At 70.1% G+C, this 19,161-nt stretch carries 14 protein-coding genes and 1 pseudogene; 5 read left to right on the top strand and 10 right to left on the bottom strand.

The features are described from left to right. Positions 1–342 (bottom strand): annotated as a pseudogene (locus GGD89_RS04335) (ISNCY family transposase); the annotation flags it as partial. A gap of 102 nt (positions 343–444) precedes the next feature. Beyond that, complete coding sequence (locus tag GGD89_RS04330; RefSeq protein ID WP_184042874.1) at positions 445–990, bottom strand: YdcF family protein; 546 nt, start codon at positions 988–990, stop codon at positions 445–447. Between the two features lie 335 nt (positions 991–1,325). Between GGD89_RS04330 and GGD89_RS04325 the strand changes: the two genes are divergently transcribed. Both GGD89_RS04325 and GGD89_RS04320 read left to right on the top strand, forming a co-directional pair. After that, complete coding sequence (locus GGD89_RS04325; protein ID WP_343058532.1) at positions 1,326–2,084, top strand: hypothetical protein; 759 nt, start codon at positions 1,326–1,328, stop codon at positions 2,082–2,084. A gap of 55 nt (positions 2,085–2,139) precedes the next feature. Continuing rightward, positions 2,140–2,889 carry a class I SAM-dependent methyltransferase gene (locus GGD89_RS04320; protein WP_184042872.1) on the top strand — a complete coding sequence of 250 codons (750 nt, stop codon included), beginning with the start codon at positions 2,140–2,142 and terminating at the stop codon, positions 2,887–2,889. Positions 2,890–2,899: 10 nt separating this feature from the next. On the opposite strand, the gene GGD89_RS04315 is transcribed toward GGD89_RS04320, so the two are convergent. Then, on the bottom strand, positions 2,900–3,940 hold the full coding sequence (locus tag GGD89_RS04315; protein WP_184042871.1) for an acyltransferase family protein: 1,041 nt from the start codon (positions 3,938–3,940) through the stop codon (positions 2,900–2,902). 235 nt (positions 3,941–4,175) lie between these two features. On the opposite strand from GGD89_RS04315, the gene GGD89_RS04310 reads away from it, so the two are divergent. After that, the gene (locus GGD89_RS04310; RefSeq protein ID WP_221238318.1) at positions 4,176–5,636 is read left to right on the top strand and encodes a TrkH family potassium uptake protein; all 1,461 of its coding nucleotides are present in this window, start codon (positions 4,176–4,178) and stop codon (positions 5,634–5,636) included. Here GGD89_RS04310 and GGD89_RS04305 read toward each other — a convergent pair. The 7 genes from GGD89_RS04305 to GGD89_RS04275 form a co-directional block, all read right to left on the bottom strand. Next, positions 5,593–7,161 carry a B12-binding domain-containing radical SAM protein gene (locus GGD89_RS04305; RefSeq protein WP_184042869.1) on the bottom strand — a complete coding sequence of 523 codons (1,569 nt, stop codon included), beginning with the start codon at positions 7,159–7,161 and terminating at the stop codon, positions 5,593–5,595. The two genes, GGD89_RS04310 and GGD89_RS04305, sit on opposite strands and share 44 nt — an antisense overlap. A 6-nt stretch (positions 7,162–7,167) precedes the next feature. After that, a complete protein-coding gene (locus GGD89_RS04300; protein ID WP_221238317.1) occupies positions 7,168–8,310 on the bottom strand; it encodes a type II CAAX endopeptidase family protein in 1,143 nt (380 codons plus the stop codon). Between the two features lie 253 nt (positions 8,311–8,563). After that, positions 8,564–9,721, bottom strand: a complete 1,158-nt coding sequence (locus tag GGD89_RS04295; protein WP_184042868.1) for an iron-containing alcohol dehydrogenase — start codon at positions 9,719–9,721, stop codon at positions 8,564–8,566. An 8-nt stretch (positions 9,722–9,729) separates the two neighbouring features. Beyond that, entirely contained in the window at positions 9,730–11,115 is a 1,386-nt protein-coding gene (locus tag GGD89_RS04290; RefSeq protein WP_184042867.1) for an aldehyde dehydrogenase family protein, read from the bottom strand. A 45-nt stretch (positions 11,116–11,160) separates the two neighbouring features. Next, complete coding sequence (locus GGD89_RS04285; protein WP_184042866.1) at positions 11,161–12,540, bottom strand: glutamine synthetase family protein; 1,380 nt, start codon at positions 12,538–12,540, stop codon at positions 11,161–11,163. Beyond that, on the bottom strand, positions 12,524–14,710 hold the full coding sequence (locus GGD89_RS04280) for a glycosyltransferase family 4 protein (protein ID WP_184042865.1): 2,187 nt from the start codon (positions 14,708–14,710) through the stop codon (positions 12,524–12,526). The genes GGD89_RS04285 and GGD89_RS04280 overlap by 17 nt, the downstream gene beginning before the upstream one ends. A gap of 15 nt (positions 14,711–14,725) precedes the next feature. After that, entirely contained in the window at positions 14,726–15,994 is a 1,269-nt protein-coding gene (locus GGD89_RS04275) for a glycosyltransferase family 2 protein (protein ID WP_184042864.1), read from the bottom strand. A 263-nt stretch (positions 15,995–16,257) separates the two neighbouring features. On the opposite strand from GGD89_RS04275, the gene GGD89_RS04270 reads away from it, so the two are divergent. Further along, positions 16,258–17,964: a bacteriohemerythrin gene (locus tag GGD89_RS04270; protein WP_184042863.1), complete on the top strand. Its 1,707-nt coding sequence runs from the start codon at positions 16,258–16,260 to the stop codon at positions 17,962–17,964. Positions 17,965–18,292: 328 nt separating this feature from the next. Beyond that, positions 18,293–19,081 (top strand): PleD family two-component system response regulator, encoded by a 789-nt coding sequence (locus GGD89_RS04265; protein WP_184042862.1) that lies wholly within the window; start codon positions 18,293–18,295, stop codon positions 19,079–19,081. The last annotated feature ends 80 nt before the right edge of the window (positions 19,082–19,161 follow it).

The raw sequence follows: 19,161 nt of genomic DNA, 5'->3' as shown, positions 1-19,161 counted from the left end.
CCGCGTCGAGCACTGCGGGCACGAAACCTTGCGCGAGCAGAAATGCTCGGAGCCGTCCAGCGCGATCAGCACCCGCCCGTCCAGGCGGCGCATCGCCTCAAGTCCGCCGCGCTCATCAAGGGTGCGGACGATCCCGGAAAACAGCCCGTCGAAGTGATCGGTCGGCACCCCGTCCAGCATCGCGCGGATATGGTTGTCGCTCGGGATCGCCGACAGCCCGAACAGCGTGTGCGCGTTCGACCGGCCGCGCCCCGGACCCTCGGCCAACGCCTGTTGATGGGCCAGGAACGACGGGCTCTGCATGAAGAACACCGAAAACGCCGCCATGCCGATGTCGTCCATCGTATAGCGTCCGTTCTGCCCCGTCCGCCGATCCGGCAGGGCCGCGCACCGCTCCCGCAGCGCCGCGATTTGCTCTTCAAGCCACCTCACCCAGAGGGTGAATCACATCCCGTGTCCCGTGTCCAAGCCTTTCAGCTCAAAATGAGAACTGCTGCCCCGGGCCAGACGCCAGCGATAGACGAGACGGGCGGCCGCCTCGCGCAGCCGGGCGGCCAGCCGCCGCGCCCGGCCGTCGGGGCCGGGGGCCGCCGCGCCCTCCAGGCGCATGGACAGCCCGCGCGCGTCCGCCACCGCCCGGAAGGCCAGCAGGGCGCGCGGCAGATGGGGGCCGTCGGTGACGACCAACACCCGGCCGGCGCCGGCGCTGGCGGCGATCGCCAGGGACTGGCCGGCATTCTGAAGGGTGTCGGACGATCGCGCCTCCAGGATCAGGCGGTCCGGGGCCAGCCCTTCGGCGCGGGCCAGCGCCGCCATCACCCGGGCCTCGCTGTCCGCCCCGGCGGGATGGCGGCGCCCGTGTCCGCCCGACAGGACCACGGGGGCGTCGGGCCACGCCCGCGCCGCCGCCACCGCGCGGGCGACGCGGCGGCGCAGGGCGGGACTGGCGGCGCCGTCCGGCCGCACCGCCGCCCCCAGGACGACGATCATCCGATGTCCGCGCGGGGCGGGGTTTTCCTGGGACATGCGGCCCTCGCGTGGGGGGTCCGGGAGCGGCGCCAGGGGAACGGCCCCGGGGAACTGTACAGTGGACACTGGCGGGAAATCTTCGGATAGTGGCGCTGCCGGCTGGGATACCGGTCCGCGTGGGCGCGACTTCCGTGTCCCCGACCAGCAGCGGATCCAGACCAGCAGCCTGTCCCAACCAGCAGCGAAGCCTTGCCGTCATGGCCTCGATCGGTCCGATTACGCTGTACCGCGAAAAGACCACTGTTCATCGGTTCGCTGCCGGTGGGTCCGCTGGTGCCGACCAGGATCCCGCGTTCGTGCTGAAAAGCAACCGGCTGGTGATGGAGGTGTCGTCCCGGTCGGTGACCGAAACGGTCGTGGTGCGTGGCCAAAACATCCCCGGGACGCTGCGCATGGCGGCCATGGTCGCCGAACGGTACATGCGCGACCCGCAGGTTCTGCACCCGGAGAACCCGGTGCCGCCCGATTGGGATGACCTGTGGACCCGCAAGATCTCGCCCTACGAGAAGTCGGTCAATCCCGACAACTGGGCCTCCGTTCACGTGCGCGGCAAGACGATCTACGCCAGCCTGGAGTCCGACCCGATCATGGCGATCGAGCGCGTGGCCCAAGGCGCCGACCTGGATGAGCGCACCATCCGCGCGGCCACCGCCGGCCTGTTCGGGGCCGAGCCCGACGAGGACGTGGTGGTCCAGCACGACAGCCAGACGGCGGTGGTGATCACGCCCTTCAGCGCCTATTTGCGGGCCGCCGTTCTGGAACGCAAGGGCGGCCGGACGGGCTCCTTCTCCGTCTCCGTGTACCATAGCGAGACGCGGCGGGTGCGGGTCGGGCTGCTGCTGAACTTCTGCGCCGATGTCATCGAGTGCTGCAATCTGAGGCAGTTCCTGGAGCGGCTTCCGGCCGGGCGCGACGATCCGCGCACGCCGGTTCCGGAACACCTGCGCCAGCAGGTGGGGGGGGCCAACGGCCGGCGGCGTGACCTGATGCAGTTTATCAAGGGGTTCGAGACGGCCCACAAGGTGCAGTATCGCCCCGATCGTCCCGACCTGTGACCAGTCCGCCGTGACCGCGCCCCCATCGTCAACAGGCCCTAGTCGAGAGTCCCCCATGTCCCCGTCCGGATCGACCGCCGCCTCGTCCCCTCAGCCAGACCTTCCGGTGCGCGGCAATCGCGACACGCTGCGCGAGACGCTGGGGGCGGTGCGCGGCCGTCTGGTCGCGGACATCGGCTGCGGTGACGGGACGTGGACCCGCTTCCTCACCCGCGAGGGCGCCCGGGTGGTCGGCCTGGATCCCAACCCGGCGCAGATGGCGCGCGCCCGGGCCGCCGACCGCGCCGGCGACGAGACCTACATGGCCGCCGGTGCCGAGGCCCTGCCGCTGGCCGATGCCAGCCGGGACATCGCCCTGTTCTTCAACAGCCTGCACCACGTTCCTCCGGAGGCGATGGCCACGGCCTTGACCGAGGCGGCGCGCGTCACGCGCCCCGGCGGCCTGGTGGTGGCCTTCGAACCGGTCGCCCGGGGATCGAATTACGAGTTGAACAAGCCCGTCGACGACGAGGACGAATGGCGCACCCTGGCCTGGCGCCGCCTGCACGCGGCCGCCGAGGGTGGCGGTCTGAGCCTGGCGCGGGAGTTCGAATACATCACCCTGTCGCGCAAGACCGGCTTCGACGCCTGGCGGGACTGGCACGCGGCCATCAGCCTCGACCGGGCGGCGAGCTTCGCCGCCGATCCCGAGGGCCTGCGCGCCCACTTCGACCGCATCGTGGCGGACCGTCCTCGCGACGCCGAGGGCTTTCCCCTGCTGGACCAGCCGATGCGCGTGACCGTGTTGCGGCGCCTCCCCGGCTAACGGCCGCGTGTTATGGTGCGGTCGTGCGCGCCGGCCGCCGGTGACGGGCGACGCGCCGCCGCAGCCAGCGGTTCGTGGGGCGCTCGAACAGGCGGAACGACAGCACCGACAGCCCGAGCGACAGCCCCAGCATGAGCGGCAGACCCAGCGCGATCCGGGCGTCGGTCTCCAGCCCCAGGCGCGGCAGCACGACATCGATTCCCCGGATCACCAGCGGATGCAGCAGGTAGAGGGAGTAGGACGCGTCGCCGATCGCCAGCAGCGGCCGTGCCCAGCCGCGCGGATCGAACCGGACCGTCAGCAGGCCCGCCACCACCAGGGCCGCCGGGATGCCCTGACTCACGGCCCGGGGCAGGCCGGTGTCGACGAAGTGCTGGCCGATCAGCAGCGCCAGCGCCAGCGGCCAGACCGGGCGCAGCGCCCGCAGGACGCCGGGGGCATGCCGGTACAGTCCGTAGATCCCGCAGCCCCAGACGAACTCCAGCACCAGGCTGTTGGTGAAGAAGCCGACCACCACACCGGGATCGGGAAGCATCCAGCCCAGGCCCACAAGGCCGAAGAGCGCGGCGCAGACCAGCGCCGCCGGGCTGCGCGACACCAGGAGGCCCAGGCCGAACACCAGGTAGAAGAAGACCTCGTAGTTGAGGGTCCAGCCCAGCATGTGGATCGGCTGCACCAGGCCGCTGTCCTTGACGTAGGGGATGAACAGCAGTGACTTGACGAGCGGGATCGGGTCGGCGGTCGTCGAGTGCAACAGCGTCGGCGCCACCAGGGCCAGCGCGTAAATGGCCAGGGTCACGCTCCAGTAGAGCGGTACGATGCGGGCGGCGCGATGGGCCAGGAAGCGGCCGGCCGAGCCGTCGCCGCGCGCCGCGTGGCAGATGATGAAGCCGCTGATGGCGAAGAAGATATCCACCCCGCCGCTGCCCACGGGCACCCAGGTTCCGTCGGGCAGCCCGGCCAACCCGGCATGGGTTCCCTGAAGATGCAGCCCCAGCACCATGAGGGCCGCCAGCGCGCGCAGGATCTGGACGGACTCAAGCCGGTCCATGCGGGGACGCGGGCGGAGGGGAGGGGACGGACGGCATCGGACGGATCCCGGCGGAGGGGTGGGGTGGGCGTGGTGTGGCGGGGCGGCAGTCTATCACCGGCCGGCGGGTGTCGCGAGACCGCCGCGGTGCGTTGTGTTGTTGCCAAGCCTGGGCCGATGCGGCAAAGGTGTCGGCGATGGGAGCGCGGAGCGGATGGTGGCGTGTCCGCCTCCATCATGGCGCATGGGGATCCGCTTGATCGACCTTCGTCCCATCCTGCTGGTGCACGGCCTGCTGTTGTCCATCCTGGCGCTGGGCATGGTGATCCCTGGCCTGGTGGATCTGCTGCACGGCAATCCGGACTGGCTGGTGTTCGTCACGTCGTCGGCGCTGACCGGCTTCTTCGGCGTGTCCCTGTTCCTGGCGACGCGCGGCGGGCAGTTCCGGTTCAGCATCCGCCAGGCGTTCCTGATGACCGCGACCATCTGGGTCATCCTGCCGGCCTTCGCCGCCCTGCCGTTCGTGCTCACCGATCCGGGCCTGAGTTACACGGATGCCTTCTTCGAGGCCATGTCGGGCATCACCACCACTGGCTCGACGGTGATGACCGGTCTCGACCTGACCCCTCCGGGGATCCTGCTGTGGCGGGCCATCCTGCAATGGCTTGGCGGCATCGGCATCATCATCATGGCGCTGTCGGTGCTGCCGATGCTGCGGGTCGGCGGCATGCAGATGTTCAAGGTGGAAGCCTTCGAGACCCAGGAAAAGGTGCTGCCCCGGGCCGCCAGCCTGGCCTCGGCGCTGGCCGTGATCTACGTGGTGCTGACGGCCGCCTGGACGGTGATGCTCTACTGGGCGGACATGAGCGCGCTCGACTCGGTGCTGCACGCGATGACCACCATCTCCACCGGCGGCTATTCCTCCAAGGACGCCTCGGTGGGGCATTTCCGGTCCTGGGCCGTGGACTGGATCATTACCGCCGGCATGATCGTCGGGGCGATTCCGTTCCTACTCTACCTCCAGGCGGTGCGGGGCCGGCCGATGGCGCTGCTGCGCGACACCCAGGTGCAATGGTTCCTGGGCACCGCCGTGGTCGGCGTGGCGATGGTGGCCTGGTGGCTGTGGCAGGAGGGGGGCATGGATGCCCTCAACGCTCTTCGCTACGCGGCCTTCAACACCGTCTCGGTAATGACCGGAACGGGCTACGCCACGGCCGACTACTGGCAGTGGGGCGGGGTCGTGGGCGGCGCGCCGGTGGCGGTGCTGTTCTGCCTGATGTTCGTGGGCGGTTGCGCCGGCTCCACGTCCTGCGGGATCAAGGTGTTCCGGTTCCAGATCCTGGGGGCCATGGCGGCCATCCAGTTGCGCCGGCTGCTTCAGCCCAGCGGCGTGTTCATCCCCTACTACAACAAGAAGCCGATCCAGGAGGGCGTGGCCGAGGCGGTCATGGCGTTCTTCTTCATGTACGCCCTGTCGGTGGCCTTCCTGGCCATGCTGCTGGGGATGACCGGGCTCGACCACGTTACCGCCATCTCGGGCGCGGCCACGGCCATTTCCAACGTGGGGCCGGGCCTGGGCGACGTGATCGGGCCGGCGGGCAACTTCTCGACCCTGCCGGACACGGCCAAATGGCTGCTGTCGGCCGGCATGCTGTTGGGCCGGCTGGAGCTGTTCACCGTGCTGGTGCTGCTGATGCCGCGCTTCTGGCGGGACTGACACCGGCCGACGCGCCTGCGGCGTGCCGCTCGGCCCGGCTCTCGTCGGTCAGGGCGCCGGTGCCGTCGGTTACGCGGAAGGGTTCGAAATCGCGTGCGAAACGCGCGGGAAGCCAGTGTCGCGGGCGATAGGCGGCGGGCGCCGTGTCGGTGAGGGCGCAGTACGTTGCTGGGGACTCCCGCAGCGTCGCCCACATTTGGGAAGGCGTGCCGACCCTGACGGTGCCACCGTAGCGCAGGAGCGGACGCAGGAGTTCCAGCGCGGTCTGTTCCCAGCGGTAATCCGTGCGACGGGTCAGGGCATGGGCGACCGCATGGCGGGCGAGGGCCATCTTGCGGCCCCGGAAACGGAGCAGGGCGGCGACATAGGGGACCACGCGGTCCAGCGGCTCCCGAGGCCATTCCACGATCTTCTGGCCGTCAAGATCGCTCAGCCGAAGATGTGGCATCAACCGACCCGCGGATGCCGCCTCGTCGAAGTACGGCGTTCCGAATATCGGAATGGTTAACGAGAGCAAACCCGGCAACGGGACCTCCGGATCGGCGAGCAATCCGTCGATCTGGGCATCCACATCGCCGATGGTCTGCTGAGTGAAGTCCAGGATCATGCCATAGTCGAAGATGATGCCGTGAGCCGCGCAGGTTTTCGACAGGGACCGAGGGTCGGAGGCCAGGCTCTGACGTTTGTTGAACGTCCTGAGCACTGCCGGATCAAGGGATTCCACGCCGGAGAACAGCGCAAGGCACCCGTTCTCGGCGACCAGGGCCAGGTTGTCTGGACTCTTGAAGAAATCTCCGGTCACCAGGGCGCCCCACCCCCGGAAGGCGCCCCGTCGCCAGTGCTCGCCGAGAAGGCGAACCCGCCCCTCGAAGCTCGATCGGTTGTTGCCATAGAAATTGTTGTCCAGGACCATGAGCATCTGCACGCGGTCCACGGCGGCGATCTGGCGCGCGATGTCCTCGTCCTCATGGGCGACGTAGTCTCGCCCTTCCCCGGTCAGGGAACAGAACGCACAGGCGAAGTTGCAGTTCTTGGTCGTCTCGATGAATCCGGGGCTGAACACGGAACGGGCCAGGTCAAAGCGCGGTGCGGGTGTGTCGGCCCGGTGTCCCGGCCCGAGAACCTCGTCGATCACCGCGTCGACGCTCTCCACGTCGCCCTGGCACACCAGATCGAAGACGCGCGCGCACAGGCCGGGAAGGGCCCGCGCGATCGGTCCGCCGATCGCCACGACGACGCCCGGTCGTCCGTGCCGGAAATAGGCGGACAATTGACGAGCCCGGTCGAACGCGGCGGTCAGACCGGTGAGAATGACCAGATCGGGCCAGGCATACAGGCGGCGATCAAGAAGGGCACCGTGATGAACCTCGTCATGGACGCGCACCTCGACCCGGTCGCGGTGGAACCGGCCCGCCAGGAAATAGGGGGCCATGGCCCGCGGAACAAACAGACGGGTCGGCGTCGACGCCCGCCACGGGTCGAGGTAGGCGTTGACGATCAGCACTTTCGATCGGGTGTGCTGCATCCGGTCTCAGACCTGCTCGACGCCGGCGAACAGGCCGAGGATGAAGATCGCATACACTCCAATGATCGTGTGGGACAGGATCGGCGAGGCAACGCTGCCCGACCTCATGAACAGCCATCCCCAGAGGAGGGATGGTCCGATCACCGCCAACGACACGACCGGATTGAGATGCGCATGGAGAACGGCGAACAGAAGCGTCGCCGTGATGTTGGCGATCCAGCCGGGCGCGGCGACGACCCCATCGAGAAAGCGTGTCAGCGGCGCCTGGATGGCGCAGCGCGTGGCGAACTCCTGAAAGAGCACGGAAAACAGGTAGATTGCCAGGGCGATGGCGAAAAGGTCGACGGTGTCAACCCGGGTGCCGTCATCGAGGACCAGGAAGGCGAACAGGGGCTCCTGGGACGAGGAGGCGGCCAAGGAGGCGGGCGACAGCTGGAGCGTCAGGCCCTTGATCGCCGTCATCAGGATGCATACGGCGACAGACCAGGCCACGGACTCGTAGAGGTCCCGTCGACCCAGGCGGAGCGTGACGCCATAGTCGCGCAGGGAGGATCCGGTCCATCGCGTGATCAGGAACGCGATGACCATCAGGGTCACCAGGGCCAGCACCGGCCCGAAGTCAAAGAACCGCGCCTCGGCCAGTTTCTGGATCGGTTCAAGCAACAGCGTGAAGACGCTGAAGATGGTCAGGATCGCAACGATGAAGCGTCCAATCGCGGCACGCTCGCGTTCGCGGGCGGCGCTTCTCTCCAGGGACTCGACCCGTTCGCTGATGTCCGAGACGACCACGAGGATCCCTATGGTCTCGCTGCTGTCCTTGTCCCGCAAAAGGTTGGCATGCACGGTGAGGTGACGGCGCCCGGAGGCGGACTCGATGGTGACGTCGGCCTCGTGGGGGGCCTCCGGGTTGCGGACCGCTTCAAGGACACAGTCGGTAAATGTATCGAGCCCGTCCAACGGGACGAACACCTCGGCGACCGTCTCACCGACAACGGTCTCGGCACGCAACCCGAATATCGTCTCCGCCGCCGGATTCATGAAGGTCAGTCGGCCAGCGTGATCGACCGTGACGATGCCGTCGCGGATCGAGGTGACGATATCGTTCGTCATCGCGGACGGCGGGGCTGCGGCCACGTTCAGAGGCATCATCGGCGCGGATCCGGTCGATCGTTCGGGGATCGGGTGACGGTCGGACGATCTTCGGACCGAATTATACAGTTTTGGTCGATGGGTGCGAGATTGGTTCTGTGTCCGAACGATGCGCCCGGGGCACGACATCGCATGCCACGGGCCCAACGGCCGGTGCGCTCTGGTCGGACGTCGCGGTCTGGTGTAAAAGACGTCTGACCGCAACCGCCAAGGCCGTGGTGAGGTGAACGCGAAGGCCCCCGGCTTGCCGTGGTTACAGACAGGCTTCGTACAGGCCCTTGAGGATGTCGGCGTCCAGGGGCAGCGGGTTACCGCCGCAACTGGGGTCGTCGGCGGCCATGGCGGCCATCTCATCCAGGCGGGCGCCGTCGACGCCCATGTCGGTCAGGCTGTCGGGAATGCCCAGGGCGGCCCGCAGGCCCGTGACGTAGTCCAGGAAGCCGTCGAAACCGCCGGCGATGCCCAGGTAGGCGGCCAGGCGGTCGATTCGGTCCTCGATGGCCGGGCGATTGAAGCGCAATACGGCCGGCATGATGCAGGCATTGGTGGTACCATGGTGGGTGTCGTAAAGCGCGCCCACGGGATGCGCCAACGCATGGATGGCGCCCAAGCCCTTCTGGAAGGCCACCGCGCCCATGCCCGAGGCGGCCATCATGTGGGCGCGCGCCTCGATGTCCTTGCCGTCGCTGTGGGCGCGGGGCAGGTTTTCCTTGATCAGCCGCATGGCCTCCAGCGCGATCCCCTGGGACATGGGGTGGTAGTGCGGCGAGCAATAGGCTTCCAGGCTGTGGATGAAGGCGTCCATGCCGGTGCCGGCGGTCAGGATCGGCGGCAGGCCGACGGTCAGTTCGGGGTCGCAGATCACGATGCCGGGCAACATCCTCGGATGGAAGATGATGGTCTTGACGTGGGTCTCGCTGTTGGTCACTACGCCCGCGCGGCCGAATTCCGAGCCGGTGCCGGCGGTGGTGGGCACGGCGACGATGGGGGCGATGGCCTCGGCGTCGGCCCGGGTCCACCAGTCACCGATGTCCTCGAAGTCCCAGACCGGGCGGGTCTGGCCCTGCATGAAGGCGATCAGCTTGCCCAGGTCCAGGCCGGAGCCGCCGCCGAAGGCGACCACGCCGTCATGCCCCCCGGCCCTGTAGGCGGCGATGCCGGCCGCCAGGTTGGCCTCGGTCGGGTTGGGCTGGACGTCGCTGAACAGGGTGGCGTCGAGGCCGCCCCCCTTGAGACCCTCCAGGGCCCGGACCGTGATCGGCAGGCTGGCCAGACCGGCATCGGTCACCAGCAGTGGCCGCGTCATGCCCAGGGCGGCGCAAGCCTCCGCCACTTCGGCGATGCGGCCGGCGCCGAAGCGAATGGCGGTGGGGTAGCTCCAATGGGCGGTGGGGCTTGTGGTCGCGCTCATGATGGGGCTCAAGCCTTCTTTTTCAGGTGATAGGACTTGGGGCGGGTCAGGTTCTGGAAGCCGATCACCGACAGCGCGCCGCCGCGCCCGGTGTCCTTGCAGCCGGTCCAGCACAGTGCCGGGTCCAGGTAGTCGGCCCGGTTCAGGAACACAGTGCCGGTCTGGATGCGCGCGCCCAGGGCCTCGGCGCGGGCCGCGTCGGCGGTCCACAACGAGGCGGTCAGGCCGTAGGGGCTGTCGTTCATCAGCGCCAGGGCGTCGTCGTCATTCTTTACCGTCATGATGCCGACCACGGGACCGAAGCTTTCCTCGCGCATCACCCGCATGGCGTGGGTGACCTCGGTCAGGATCTGGGGCGCCAGGTAGGCGCCGCCGTCGTCGGCCGGGAACAGCGCCGGGTCGATCCGTGGCGTGGCGCCGGCGGCCACGGCCTCGGCGATCTGGTCGCGGACGACCTGGGCGAAGCGGGCGCTGGCCATGGGGCCGAGGGTCGTGTCCGGGTCCAGCGGGTTGCCGAGCGTCAGCTTCGAGACCTCGGCGATGGATTTCTCGAGGAAGGCGTCGTAGAGGGATTCGACCACATAGATCCGTTCGATCCCGCAACAGCACTGGCCGCTGTTGAACATGGCCGCGTCCATCAGGGTGGCGACGGCCGCGTCCAGGTCGGCGTCCTCCATCACGTAGCCGGGGTCCTTGCCGCCCAATTCCAGGCCCAGGGCGGCGAAGGTGCCGGCGGCGGCGCGCTCGATGGTTTGGCCGCCGGCCACCGAGCCGGTGAAGTTGACGAAATCGAAGGCACGCTGGGCCAGCAAGGCTTCGGTGGTGGCGTGGTCCAGGACCACGGCCTGGATCACATCGGCGGGGACTCCGGCCTCGATGAAGGCGCGGGCCATGCGCTCGCCCACCAACAGGGTCTGGGTGGCGTGCTTCAGGACCACCGTGTTGCCGGCTATCAGCGCCGGGGCGATGGTGTTGATGGCCGTCATGTAGGGGTAGTTCCAGGGCGCGATGACGAACACCACGCCGTGGGGTTCGCGCTTCAGCACCCGGCGGAAGGTTCCGCTGTCCTCGATCACCAGCGGGGCCAGGGCGTCGGCGGCGATGCCGGCCATGTAGTCCGCGCGCTCCTTGACGCCGCCGAACTCCCCGCCGTAGCGGACCGGGCGGCCCATCATCCAGGCCAGTTCAGGGACGATCTCCTCGGTCATGGCGCCCAGCCGCGCGACGCCCGCCTGGACCAGGGCGATACGCTCCTCCAGCGGGCGGGCGGCCCAGGCGGTCTGGGCGGCGCGGGCGCGGGCGGCGGTGTCGCGGGCCTCGTCCAGGGGAACGGCGGGACGTTCCACATAGACCTCGCCGTTGACCGGCGAGATCAGCTTCAGGGTCTTGGTCATGGGGGCCTTCATGGATGGCGGACCGGTGGGGTGAGGGGGGTGTGTTCAATACCGCTCGAAGCCGCGCATCAGCTCCCAGTCGGTGACGCGGCGGTCGTATTCCGATTGCTCCCAGCGGGCGGTGTGCAGGTAGTGGTCGACGACGTCGTCCCCCAGGGCCGCGCGCAGCATGCGCGAGCCGTTCAGATTGTCGGTGGCGGCGCGGAGCGTGCGGGGGATGTCGGACAGGCCGGCGTCGCCGTAGGCATCGCCGACGAAGGGGGCGGATAGGTCCAGGCCCTCCTCGATGCCGGCGATGCCGGCGGCGATCAGGGCGGCGAAGGCCAGATAGGGGTTCACGTCGGCGCCCGGCACCCGGCACTCGCAGCGGATGGCCTTGGACCCCTCGCCGCACAGGCGGAAGCCGGCGGTGCGGTTGTCGCGGCTCCACACCACCTTGGTGGGCGCGAAGGTGCCATCCTGAAAGCGCTTGTAGGAGTTGATATAGGGCGCCAGGAAATAGGTGTAGTCGGGCGCGTACTTGATCTGCCCGGCCATGAACCGGCGCATCAGGTCCGACATGCCGTGGGGCGCGTCCGGATCGTGAAACAGCGGCGTGCGGCCGTCGGCGTCGCGTACCGACATGTGGATGTGGCAGGAGTTGCCGGCGAGGTCATAGTCCCACTTGGCCATGAAGGTGATGGCCTTGCCGTGGGCGTGGGCGATCTCCTTCATGGCGTTCTTCATGACCACGTGGCGGTCGGCCATGGTCAGCGCATCGGCGTAGCGGATGTTCAGTTCTTCCTGGCCCGGCCCCCATTCGCCCTTGGAGGTCTCCACCGGGATGCCCGAGGCTTCCAGGTGGTTGCGCATGGCGCGCACCACGCCTTCCTCCTTGGTGGTCTGGAAGATGTGATAGTCCTCGATATAGGCGCCGGCGGTGCGCGCGTCGCGGTAGCGGCGGTCGCGCAAGGCGCGGTAGTCCTCGTCGAACAGATAGAACTCCAGTTCCGAGGCGGCGAAGGCCGTCAGTCCCATGGCCCGCAGCCGCTCCACCTGGCGCGTCAGGACGGAGCGGGGCGCGTGCGGCACCGGCGCGTGGTCGTGGTGGTCCAGCACATCGCACAGCACCATGGCGGTGCCGTCCAGCCAGGTGCAGCGGCGCAGGGTGGCCATGTCGGGCTTGAGCACGAAATCGCCGTAGCCTTTCTCCCAACTGTGCGCGGCGTAGCCCGGCACCGGCTCCATGTCGATATCGTCGGCCAGCAGGTAGTCGCAGGCGTGGGTTTCCTCGTGCCCGCTGTCCAGGAAGAAGGCGGCATGGAACCGCTTGCCGATCAGGCGGCCCTGCATGTCGGGAAAGGCGACCAGGACGGTGTCAATGTCACCCTGGGTCACCGCGGATGTCAGGTCCTCGAAGGACAGTCCCTCACCGGGTCGAGTCATGATGGGTTGCGCCGCCTGCCTGTTGCATGGAAGGGCGGGATGGTACCCGATCCCCCGGGCCGGCACCAAGACCCTTGGACCGTTTATGTATACAATTGCGCGCGGCTTTGAGGACCAGGCGCGGGGCGGCGGTCAGGGCCCAGGACCGGGAGCGCAGCACCCCCCACAGCACCTCGGCGGCGGCACCGGGCTCGGTCATGGGGGGCGGGTCCACGGGCTCCGGGGCAAGACCGGCGCGACGGCGGGCGCGGTTGCGCAAGGGGCGGGTGACCCGCCAGCCCCAGGCGCGCCACAGGGCGCGGGCACGGCGGCGGGTGCGGTCCTCGGCGCGGGCGGCCGGGTCGGCGCCGATGTCGCGGTCCAGGCGATGGGTGCCCGCTTGGCGCGCCACCAGGCCGGCCAGCAGCCCCGCCACCAGGGGGGCCGACCGCCCGGTGTCCAGCGCCGCCCAGGCGGCCGGGGCGCGGGCCAGGGCGGCGGGAGAGTCGATCCACGGCCGGTCTCGCGACAGCAGCGTGGCGGGGACCGCGCGATGGGTCAGGCCGGCGCCCACGGCCACCGCCACCAGTCCCCACAGGCCGCTTTCCGGTGCCCAATCCCGTGCCGCCACGGCCACCGCGCGTGGCCCCAGCACCAGCCCCGGCCCGGCGACCGCGTTGACCGCCTGGGCCGTGACGGGGGCGCCGTCGAGGCAGAGCACCCGCCGCCCCTCCGGTCCCTCGCGCCATCCCGGCGCCAGCAGGTCGGCGCCGCCGAGGGTGAGAAGAGAGGTGATGCGATCCTGGGCGCCCGGGTCGGGGCGGTCGGCGTCGGTCAGCAGCCACGCGGCATGGTCTGGCGGACCATCGGCCAGGGCTGTCTTCCACACCGGGTCGGGCCGACTGGCCGGGGCGATCAGAACGCGAAGGGGCACCGCGGGCGCGGTCCGCGCGGGACGCGACGGCGGCTTGGTTTCCAGGAGCGCCGCATGCCACGCCCGCCACACCGTGTCCGCGTCTTCCCGAGAAACCCGTGGGCGGGCCGGGGACGGCATTGTGCCGATCAGCGCGGCCAGGCGGTCCGCCAGGGCGTCGGCGCCGGTTTCGGGCGGGATCACCACGCGGGCGCGGTCCTCCGGCGCCACGATCTCGGCTACCCCGCCGCCCCCGCGCGCCAGCACCGGCACGCGCAGGGCCAGGCTTTCGTGCAGGGTGAGGGGGCTGTTGTCCCCGGCGCCGGCGATCAGCGCCAGGCGCCCCGGTTGCCTCAGGTGGTCCAGGGCCTCGGCGCGATGCAGGCGATCGAGGATCGCGGTCTCCCAGGGCCAGGGCGCGGCGCGGCGGCGGATGACCCTGTCGGCCGGTTCACCCGCCAGCACGCCGGCACGCCCCAGGAAGGCGACCCGCGCCGGGCGGTCGTCCGGCGGTCGAGTGGCCAGCCGGTCCAGCCCGTCCAGCACCCAGGCCAGTCCCTTGCGGGCTTCCAGGCGGCCGAACACCACCACCTCGTCGATCGGCGTCGCCTCGGCCTCGGGCGGGCGGGGCCGGCCGGGGTCGGGCATCAGCAACGGCAGGATCCGCGCGCCCTGCGGCGGCAGGGCGACGCCCTGGCCCTCCAGCCGGTCCACCATGAAGCGGCTGGGGCTCCACACCGCGTCCATGACGGCTGGCGCGGCCCGTTCAAGGTCGATCTGCGCCAACCGGGACAGGTCGGCGAGCGGCGTGTCGTTGCCGGCCATGGACCAGTCGGAGGCGCCATGCAGCCCCAGCACCAGCCGCGTGTCCGCGAAGGCCAGGCCCAGCGCCTTCGCCTGCCCGCACAGGGCGGCGTCGCCGCCCCAGTCGTTGAAATGGATCAGGTCGAAGTCCCGCGCCGCCAGCCAGTCCAGGGCGCGGAGCCGCCGCCCCAGCGTGCCCAGGCGCCAGATCCCGCCGGGCGGTGGCGTGCCCGGGAGCGTATCCGGTAAGGGCGCCAGGATGAGTCCCCGGCGGCGATAGGTCTCCACCCAGGGCGCGAAGGGTCCGTCCATGGCGCGGGCGCCGTTCAGGCACAGCACGGTGACCGCGTGGCCCTCGGCGACCAGCAGGTCGGCCAGGGCGCTTGCGAAGGTGGCGATGCCGCCGGTGCGGTGGACCCCCAGGATCTCGGTGGTGACCAGGCAGACGCGAGCGGTGTGTGGGCGGTGGCGCATGCGGGCATGGGTTCCTTACACCGGTATCCGAGCCGCGCGCAGACGGCCGAGCACCCGGGCGCGGGCGCGGTCGGGGTCCATGGTGGCGCCGATGCCGTTGGGGGCGTGGCGCTTCCACAGCAGCACGCGCGGAATCACCGCCTGTGGCACCCCGGCCAGCAGGGCGCGAACCAGCAGGTCCCAGTCCTCGGCGCCGGTGGCGGGGTCGGGATCGAACCCGCTCAGCCGGAAGAAGGCGTCGCGCCGGATCATCAGGTTGGCGTCGCCCAGGATGTTCGCCCGGCCGGCCAGCCCCGGCACCGGGCCGAGCGGCCGGTAGACGGGACCGCCGTCCGGATCCGGCGGCGGACGATCGCCGTGAAACAGCGCCGCCCAGCAGGTCCAGACATCGGCCGCGCCGGTGGCCGCCGCTCGGGTGAAGGTGGCCAGGGCGTTCGGCGGACACTGGTTGTCGTCGTCCAGGATCAGGACCCAGTCCGTGGACAGGGCCTGTACGCCGGCGTGGCGGGCCGCGCCCAGGCTGGGGGCATCGCGGATGATCAGTGTGCTTGGGGCGGCGCCGAAGGCCGAGACCCGCCGGCGCAATAGCCGCCGCGCCGTGGGGTCGGTGCTGGCGGCGTCCACCACCACCAGCGCGTCCGGCGGGCGGGTCTGCCCGGCCAGGGAGTCGAGCGCCGCCACCACCGGGCCGGGCCGGTCCCGATGCACCAGCACCACGCCCAGGGTCACTGGCCGCGTGGCGGCGCGGACCTGGACGCGACGGTCCTGGGCCGGATGGGGCAGGGTGGCCAGCCATCGGGCGAATGCCCGGGCGTCCGATCCGGCCTCGGGCGGAAGGGTCGCCCGCGCTGGCGATCCCGGCGGCGCGATCCACGACGCCGAGGCCCGCGCCAGGGCGTCCAGGTAGGCGGCCTCATGGCTCCAGGCGGGTGGCGCGTCCGCGTCCAGTCGGTCGTCAGGTGTCGGCCACAGCAGCCAGCGCGCCGGCCGGGTCTCCAGGGCGGCGGCGCGCGCCTGGGCGGCGACGCCCAGCCACCAGGGTGGTCCCACGACCGCCACCAGGGGACGCTCGTCCTGGGTCAGGCGCGCCGCCACGGCCTCGGCGACGCGCGCCGGAGCGTGGCGCGCGCCATCCCAGGGCCGAGTCGATGGCGGTGGGGTGACGCGGCATGGCGCCTGTCCGCGCGATCGCAGGGCGGCGGCCAGTGGTGCCGACTCGGCGGGTGATCCCAGGAGCGTGACCGACCGTCCCTCGCCCGATGATATCCATCGCCCGCGTTTCATTCCGCGTCGCTCTCCTGTTGGCCCTTTGGGGAAGCCGTATCGATCGGTGCGCCCCGGGTGCCGCGCTGGTCGGACGAGCCCCGACGCACACTCTATACGCAATACTGTTCAGGTGGAGAAACACACCATATTGTGGTTCCCGCGACGGACCGGATGGGCTCTCAGGCCGGGATGCCCCGTGGATCGGACCTTTTGGGGCTGATCGGGCTCATGGTACGCTCGACGTCCGAATGGAAAGGCGTGGCAGAAGGGTGCGCGGAACGATGACCGTCAAGACTCACAAGGACAGCGCTCAGTCGGTCATCGCCGAGGCCGAGAAGGCCGTCGCAGACCTGGGGGGCGCGCATGACGCGCGGGCCGACCGGCTCTCCAAGCTTCACGACCTGTTCACCGTGGTGGAGCAGCGCTATCAGGCGCAGCAGCAGGAACTGGCGGATCGAGACGAGCAGATCCGCGCTCTTTCGGAGGCCAATGACACCCTGACCGAGGCCCTGCGGGCGCTGACGGGCGCCGCGCAACGCACGGCCCAGGACCTGGCGGGCGACGAGACGGATCTGGCGCGCGCCGTGGAGCGCTCCGAGGCCCTGGTGGCCCGCGCCTTCGGCACCGGTGGCAACGCCAATCCCACGCAGGCGCCCGACGCGCCGCCTGTGGTGGAGGCGCTCGGGGAGGCGCCTGGGGAGGCCCCCGGGGACGCGCTGGCCGAGCGGTCCATGGACGGCGGCGCCGATGCCGGCGCGGAAGCTGTTGATGTCGACGACGAGGCCGGCGGCGATGACCCGGGTCCGGCCGGTCCCGTTGATGAGCCCGCGATCGAGGCGGAAGCCGGCCTCGCCACCGAAGGCGACGGGGCGCCGGTGAGCGGCCTTGATGTCGCGATCGAGGACCTGGAAATGGTTCCGGAACGGGGCCTCGACAGCCCGGCGGCGGTCCCGGAGGCCGAGTGCGATGCCGGCGCCATGGACGATGGGATCGGCGGCGATGACGGGGCGGCTTTCGATGGCCAGGATGACTTGACCTTCGAGCATGCCGGGCACGACGCGACTGGCGATGATGTGGCTGGCGATGATGCCGATGGCGGCGGGGATCGGGCGTCCCTGGACGCCGGGGAGGGGTCCTCGGTCCAGGACGCGGACGACGACGAGTCCGGATCCGAGCCCCAGGTCGCCGACGTCGATGAAACCGGTGTCGAGGAGACCGGTGTCGATGACGCCATCGCGGAGCCCGCCCTGTCCGCCGCGCCCGACGGGGCTGACGACGGCGCCGGGGCCCAGGACGCCGTCGACGACCCGCCGGCCCCGACAACGGCGGACGAGATGGCCGGAGACGATGATGGCCCGACCGAAGATGGTTCTGCCGACGATGGTCCGACCGAAGATCCTCCGGGCGCCGGGGCGGGAGCCGATGACGACGGCGCGGATGGCGTGGATGGTGCGGAGACGGCCGGGGGCGATGGGACGGATGAGGCGGACGAGCCGCTTATCCGCTGGTCCGACACCTGGTCGGTCGGTGCCGAGGAGATGGATCGCGACCACCGCATCCTGATCAATCTTGTCAATCAACTGCCGGCCGCGCTGGACAAGGCGCCCGAGAGCGCCTGGATCGTCGGCAGCGTGTTGAACAGCCTCTGGGACTACACGGAGTACCACTTCAATCGCGAGGAGGCGCTTCACAAGGCGGCCAACTTCCCCGGCGCCCAGGACCACGCGGGCCGACACCGGGAACTCAAGGCCCAGGTCCGGGAGTGGCTGGACCGCTACCAGGCCGATCCCCATGCCATGCAAGGCCAGGCCCTGCTCACGTTCCTCAAGGGATGGTTGATGAACCATATTCTGGGTGAGGACATGCGCTACAAGCCGTATGTCCAAAACAACCCGGATGCCCAGGCCGTGGCCGCGGCGATCAAGGTGGATCCGGCTCTTGTCGAGGACTTGGGGGATGCGGCCATTCTCTCGGAGCCGGTCGTCTGATACCAGCGGCGGATGAGTGTGATTCGTCCGCCGGGCGGCCACGGACGGCAACGGTCATTCTCAAGGGCCGTTGGTATGGTACGCCACGCTTCGAGACGGTCTTGTAAAGGGACCCATGGTGTGTCTGACTTCGGCCCGGTCAGGCGCCGTGCGGGACCCGTCGGGGTTTTCCGGACAGGACGCCGCCATTGATGGCCGTCCTCGTTGTCCAGCCCGACCAGCGGTGGGGAAGCGGCCCCCTCCTCGGGCGCCACACGCCGGGCGCCGCACCACGGGGAACCGTCGTCGGGCATGCCGACCGGCGACCGGCGTGGAGGGACCCACCATCATGTCTCCCGGCGGTGATGCGGCGGCCATCGAGGCGGTGCTCCGCGAGATGCGGCAGGAATTCCTGGACGAGGCGGGTGACGCGGCGCGCGATCTGCTGCTTCGTGTCGAACAGGTTCGCCACGACACCGGCGGCGACCTGGCCGACGTGGTCCGCATCGCCCGCCGGCATGCCCTGGTCCTGCGCGGCCAGGGCGAGAGCCTCGGCCTGAGTCCGCTTGCCACCCTGGGCCACCGTCTTGGCGACTACCTGTCGGAGTCCCGGTCCGTGGTGCCGGCCTTGATCCTCGACGACCTTGAGGTCTTTCTGGAGGTGATCGTCGACCTCGTCGAGGGGCGCATCCCGGCCGACACGGAGCAGGGGCCGATGGTGCGCGGCCTGCCGGCCAAGCGCGGCTTCGCGCCGGAGGATATCGAGGTTCGCGACATCGAGATCATGCTGGTCATGGAGCCGGGCGCGCAAACCCACTTCGTCGAGCGCGAATTGCAGCAGTGCGGTTATCGCACGGTGCAGATTGGCTCCACCTTCGAGGCCCTGCCGCTGATCGTGCGCACCAGGCCGGACATGGTGATCATCTCCGCCGTCATGCCGGGCCTGACCGGGATCGACCTGGCGATCGGCGTGGCCGCCATGCCCGAGACCCGCAATGTGCCGACGGCCCTGATCACCAGCCTGGATCCCGACAACGAGCTGCTGGCGTTGCTGCCCGGCCAGGTGCCGGTCATCCACAAGGGGCCCGCCTTCGCGGATGATCTGTTCCATGCGCTGGATACGCTGTTCCTGATCTGACCGCGATAGCCGCCGCGCGCGCCGGAATCCCGGGAGCGTCGGGCCGGCGTATCATGCTCTCCCGGTCCCGGGGGCGCGCC

The sequence above is a fragment of the Roseospira visakhapatnamensis genome (assembly GCF_014197915.1).
Taxonomy (GTDB): Bacteria; Pseudomonadota; Alphaproteobacteria; order Rhodospirillales; family Rhodospirillaceae; genus Rhodospira; species Rhodospira visakhapatnamensis.
Note: the sequence above shows the minus strand (reverse complement) of the source record. Positions and strands in the feature narration are given on the sequence as shown.

What these genes read in the sequence shown, in the direction of transcription:
- GGD89_RS04330 (WP_184042874.1), bottom strand. Translation starts at nt 990, where the DNA reads ATGATCGTCGTCCTGGGGGCGGCGGTGCGGCCGGACGGCGCCGCCAGT.
- GGD89_RS04320 (WP_184042872.1), top strand. Translation starts at nt 2,140, where the DNA reads ATGTCCCCGTCCGGATCGACCGCCGCCTCGTCCCCTCAGCCAGACCTT.
- GGD89_RS04315 (WP_184042871.1), bottom strand. Translation starts at nt 3,940, where the DNA reads ATGGACCGGCTTGAGTCCGTCCAGATCCTGCGCGCGCTGGCGGCCCTC.
- GGD89_RS04305 (WP_184042869.1), bottom strand. Translation starts at nt 7,161, where the DNA reads ATGCAGCACACCCGATCGAAAGTGCTGATCGTCAACGCCTACCTCGAC.
- GGD89_RS04300 (WP_221238317.1), bottom strand. Translation starts at nt 8,310, where the DNA reads ATGATGCCTCTGAACGTGGCCGCAGCCCCGCCGTCCGCGATGACGAAC.
- GGD89_RS04295 (WP_184042868.1), bottom strand. Translation starts at nt 9,721, where the DNA reads ATGAGCGCGACCACAAGCCCCACCGCCCATTGGAGCTACCCCACCGCC.
- GGD89_RS04290 (WP_184042867.1), bottom strand. Translation starts at nt 11,115, where the DNA reads ATGACCAAGACCCTGAAGCTGATCTCGCCGGTCAACGGCGAGGTCTAT.
- GGD89_RS04285 (WP_184042866.1), bottom strand. Translation starts at nt 12,540, where the DNA reads ATGACTCGACCCGGTGAGGGACTGTCCTTCGAGGACCTGACATCCGCG.
- GGD89_RS04280 (WP_184042865.1), bottom strand. Translation starts at nt 14,710, where the DNA reads ATGCGCCACCGCCCACACACCGCTCGCGTCTGCCTGGTCACCACCGAG.
- GGD89_RS04275 (WP_184042864.1), bottom strand. Translation starts at nt 15,994, where the DNA reads ATGAAACGCGGGCGATGGATATCATCGGGCGAGGGACGGTCGGTCACG.
- GGD89_RS04270 (WP_184042863.1), top strand. Translation starts at nt 16,258, where the DNA reads ATGACCGTCAAGACTCACAAGGACAGCGCTCAGTCGGTCATCGCCGAG.
- GGD89_RS04265 (WP_184042862.1), top strand. Translation starts at nt 18,293, where the DNA reads ATGTCTCCCGGCGGTGATGCGGCGGCCATCGAGGCGGTGCTCCGCGAG.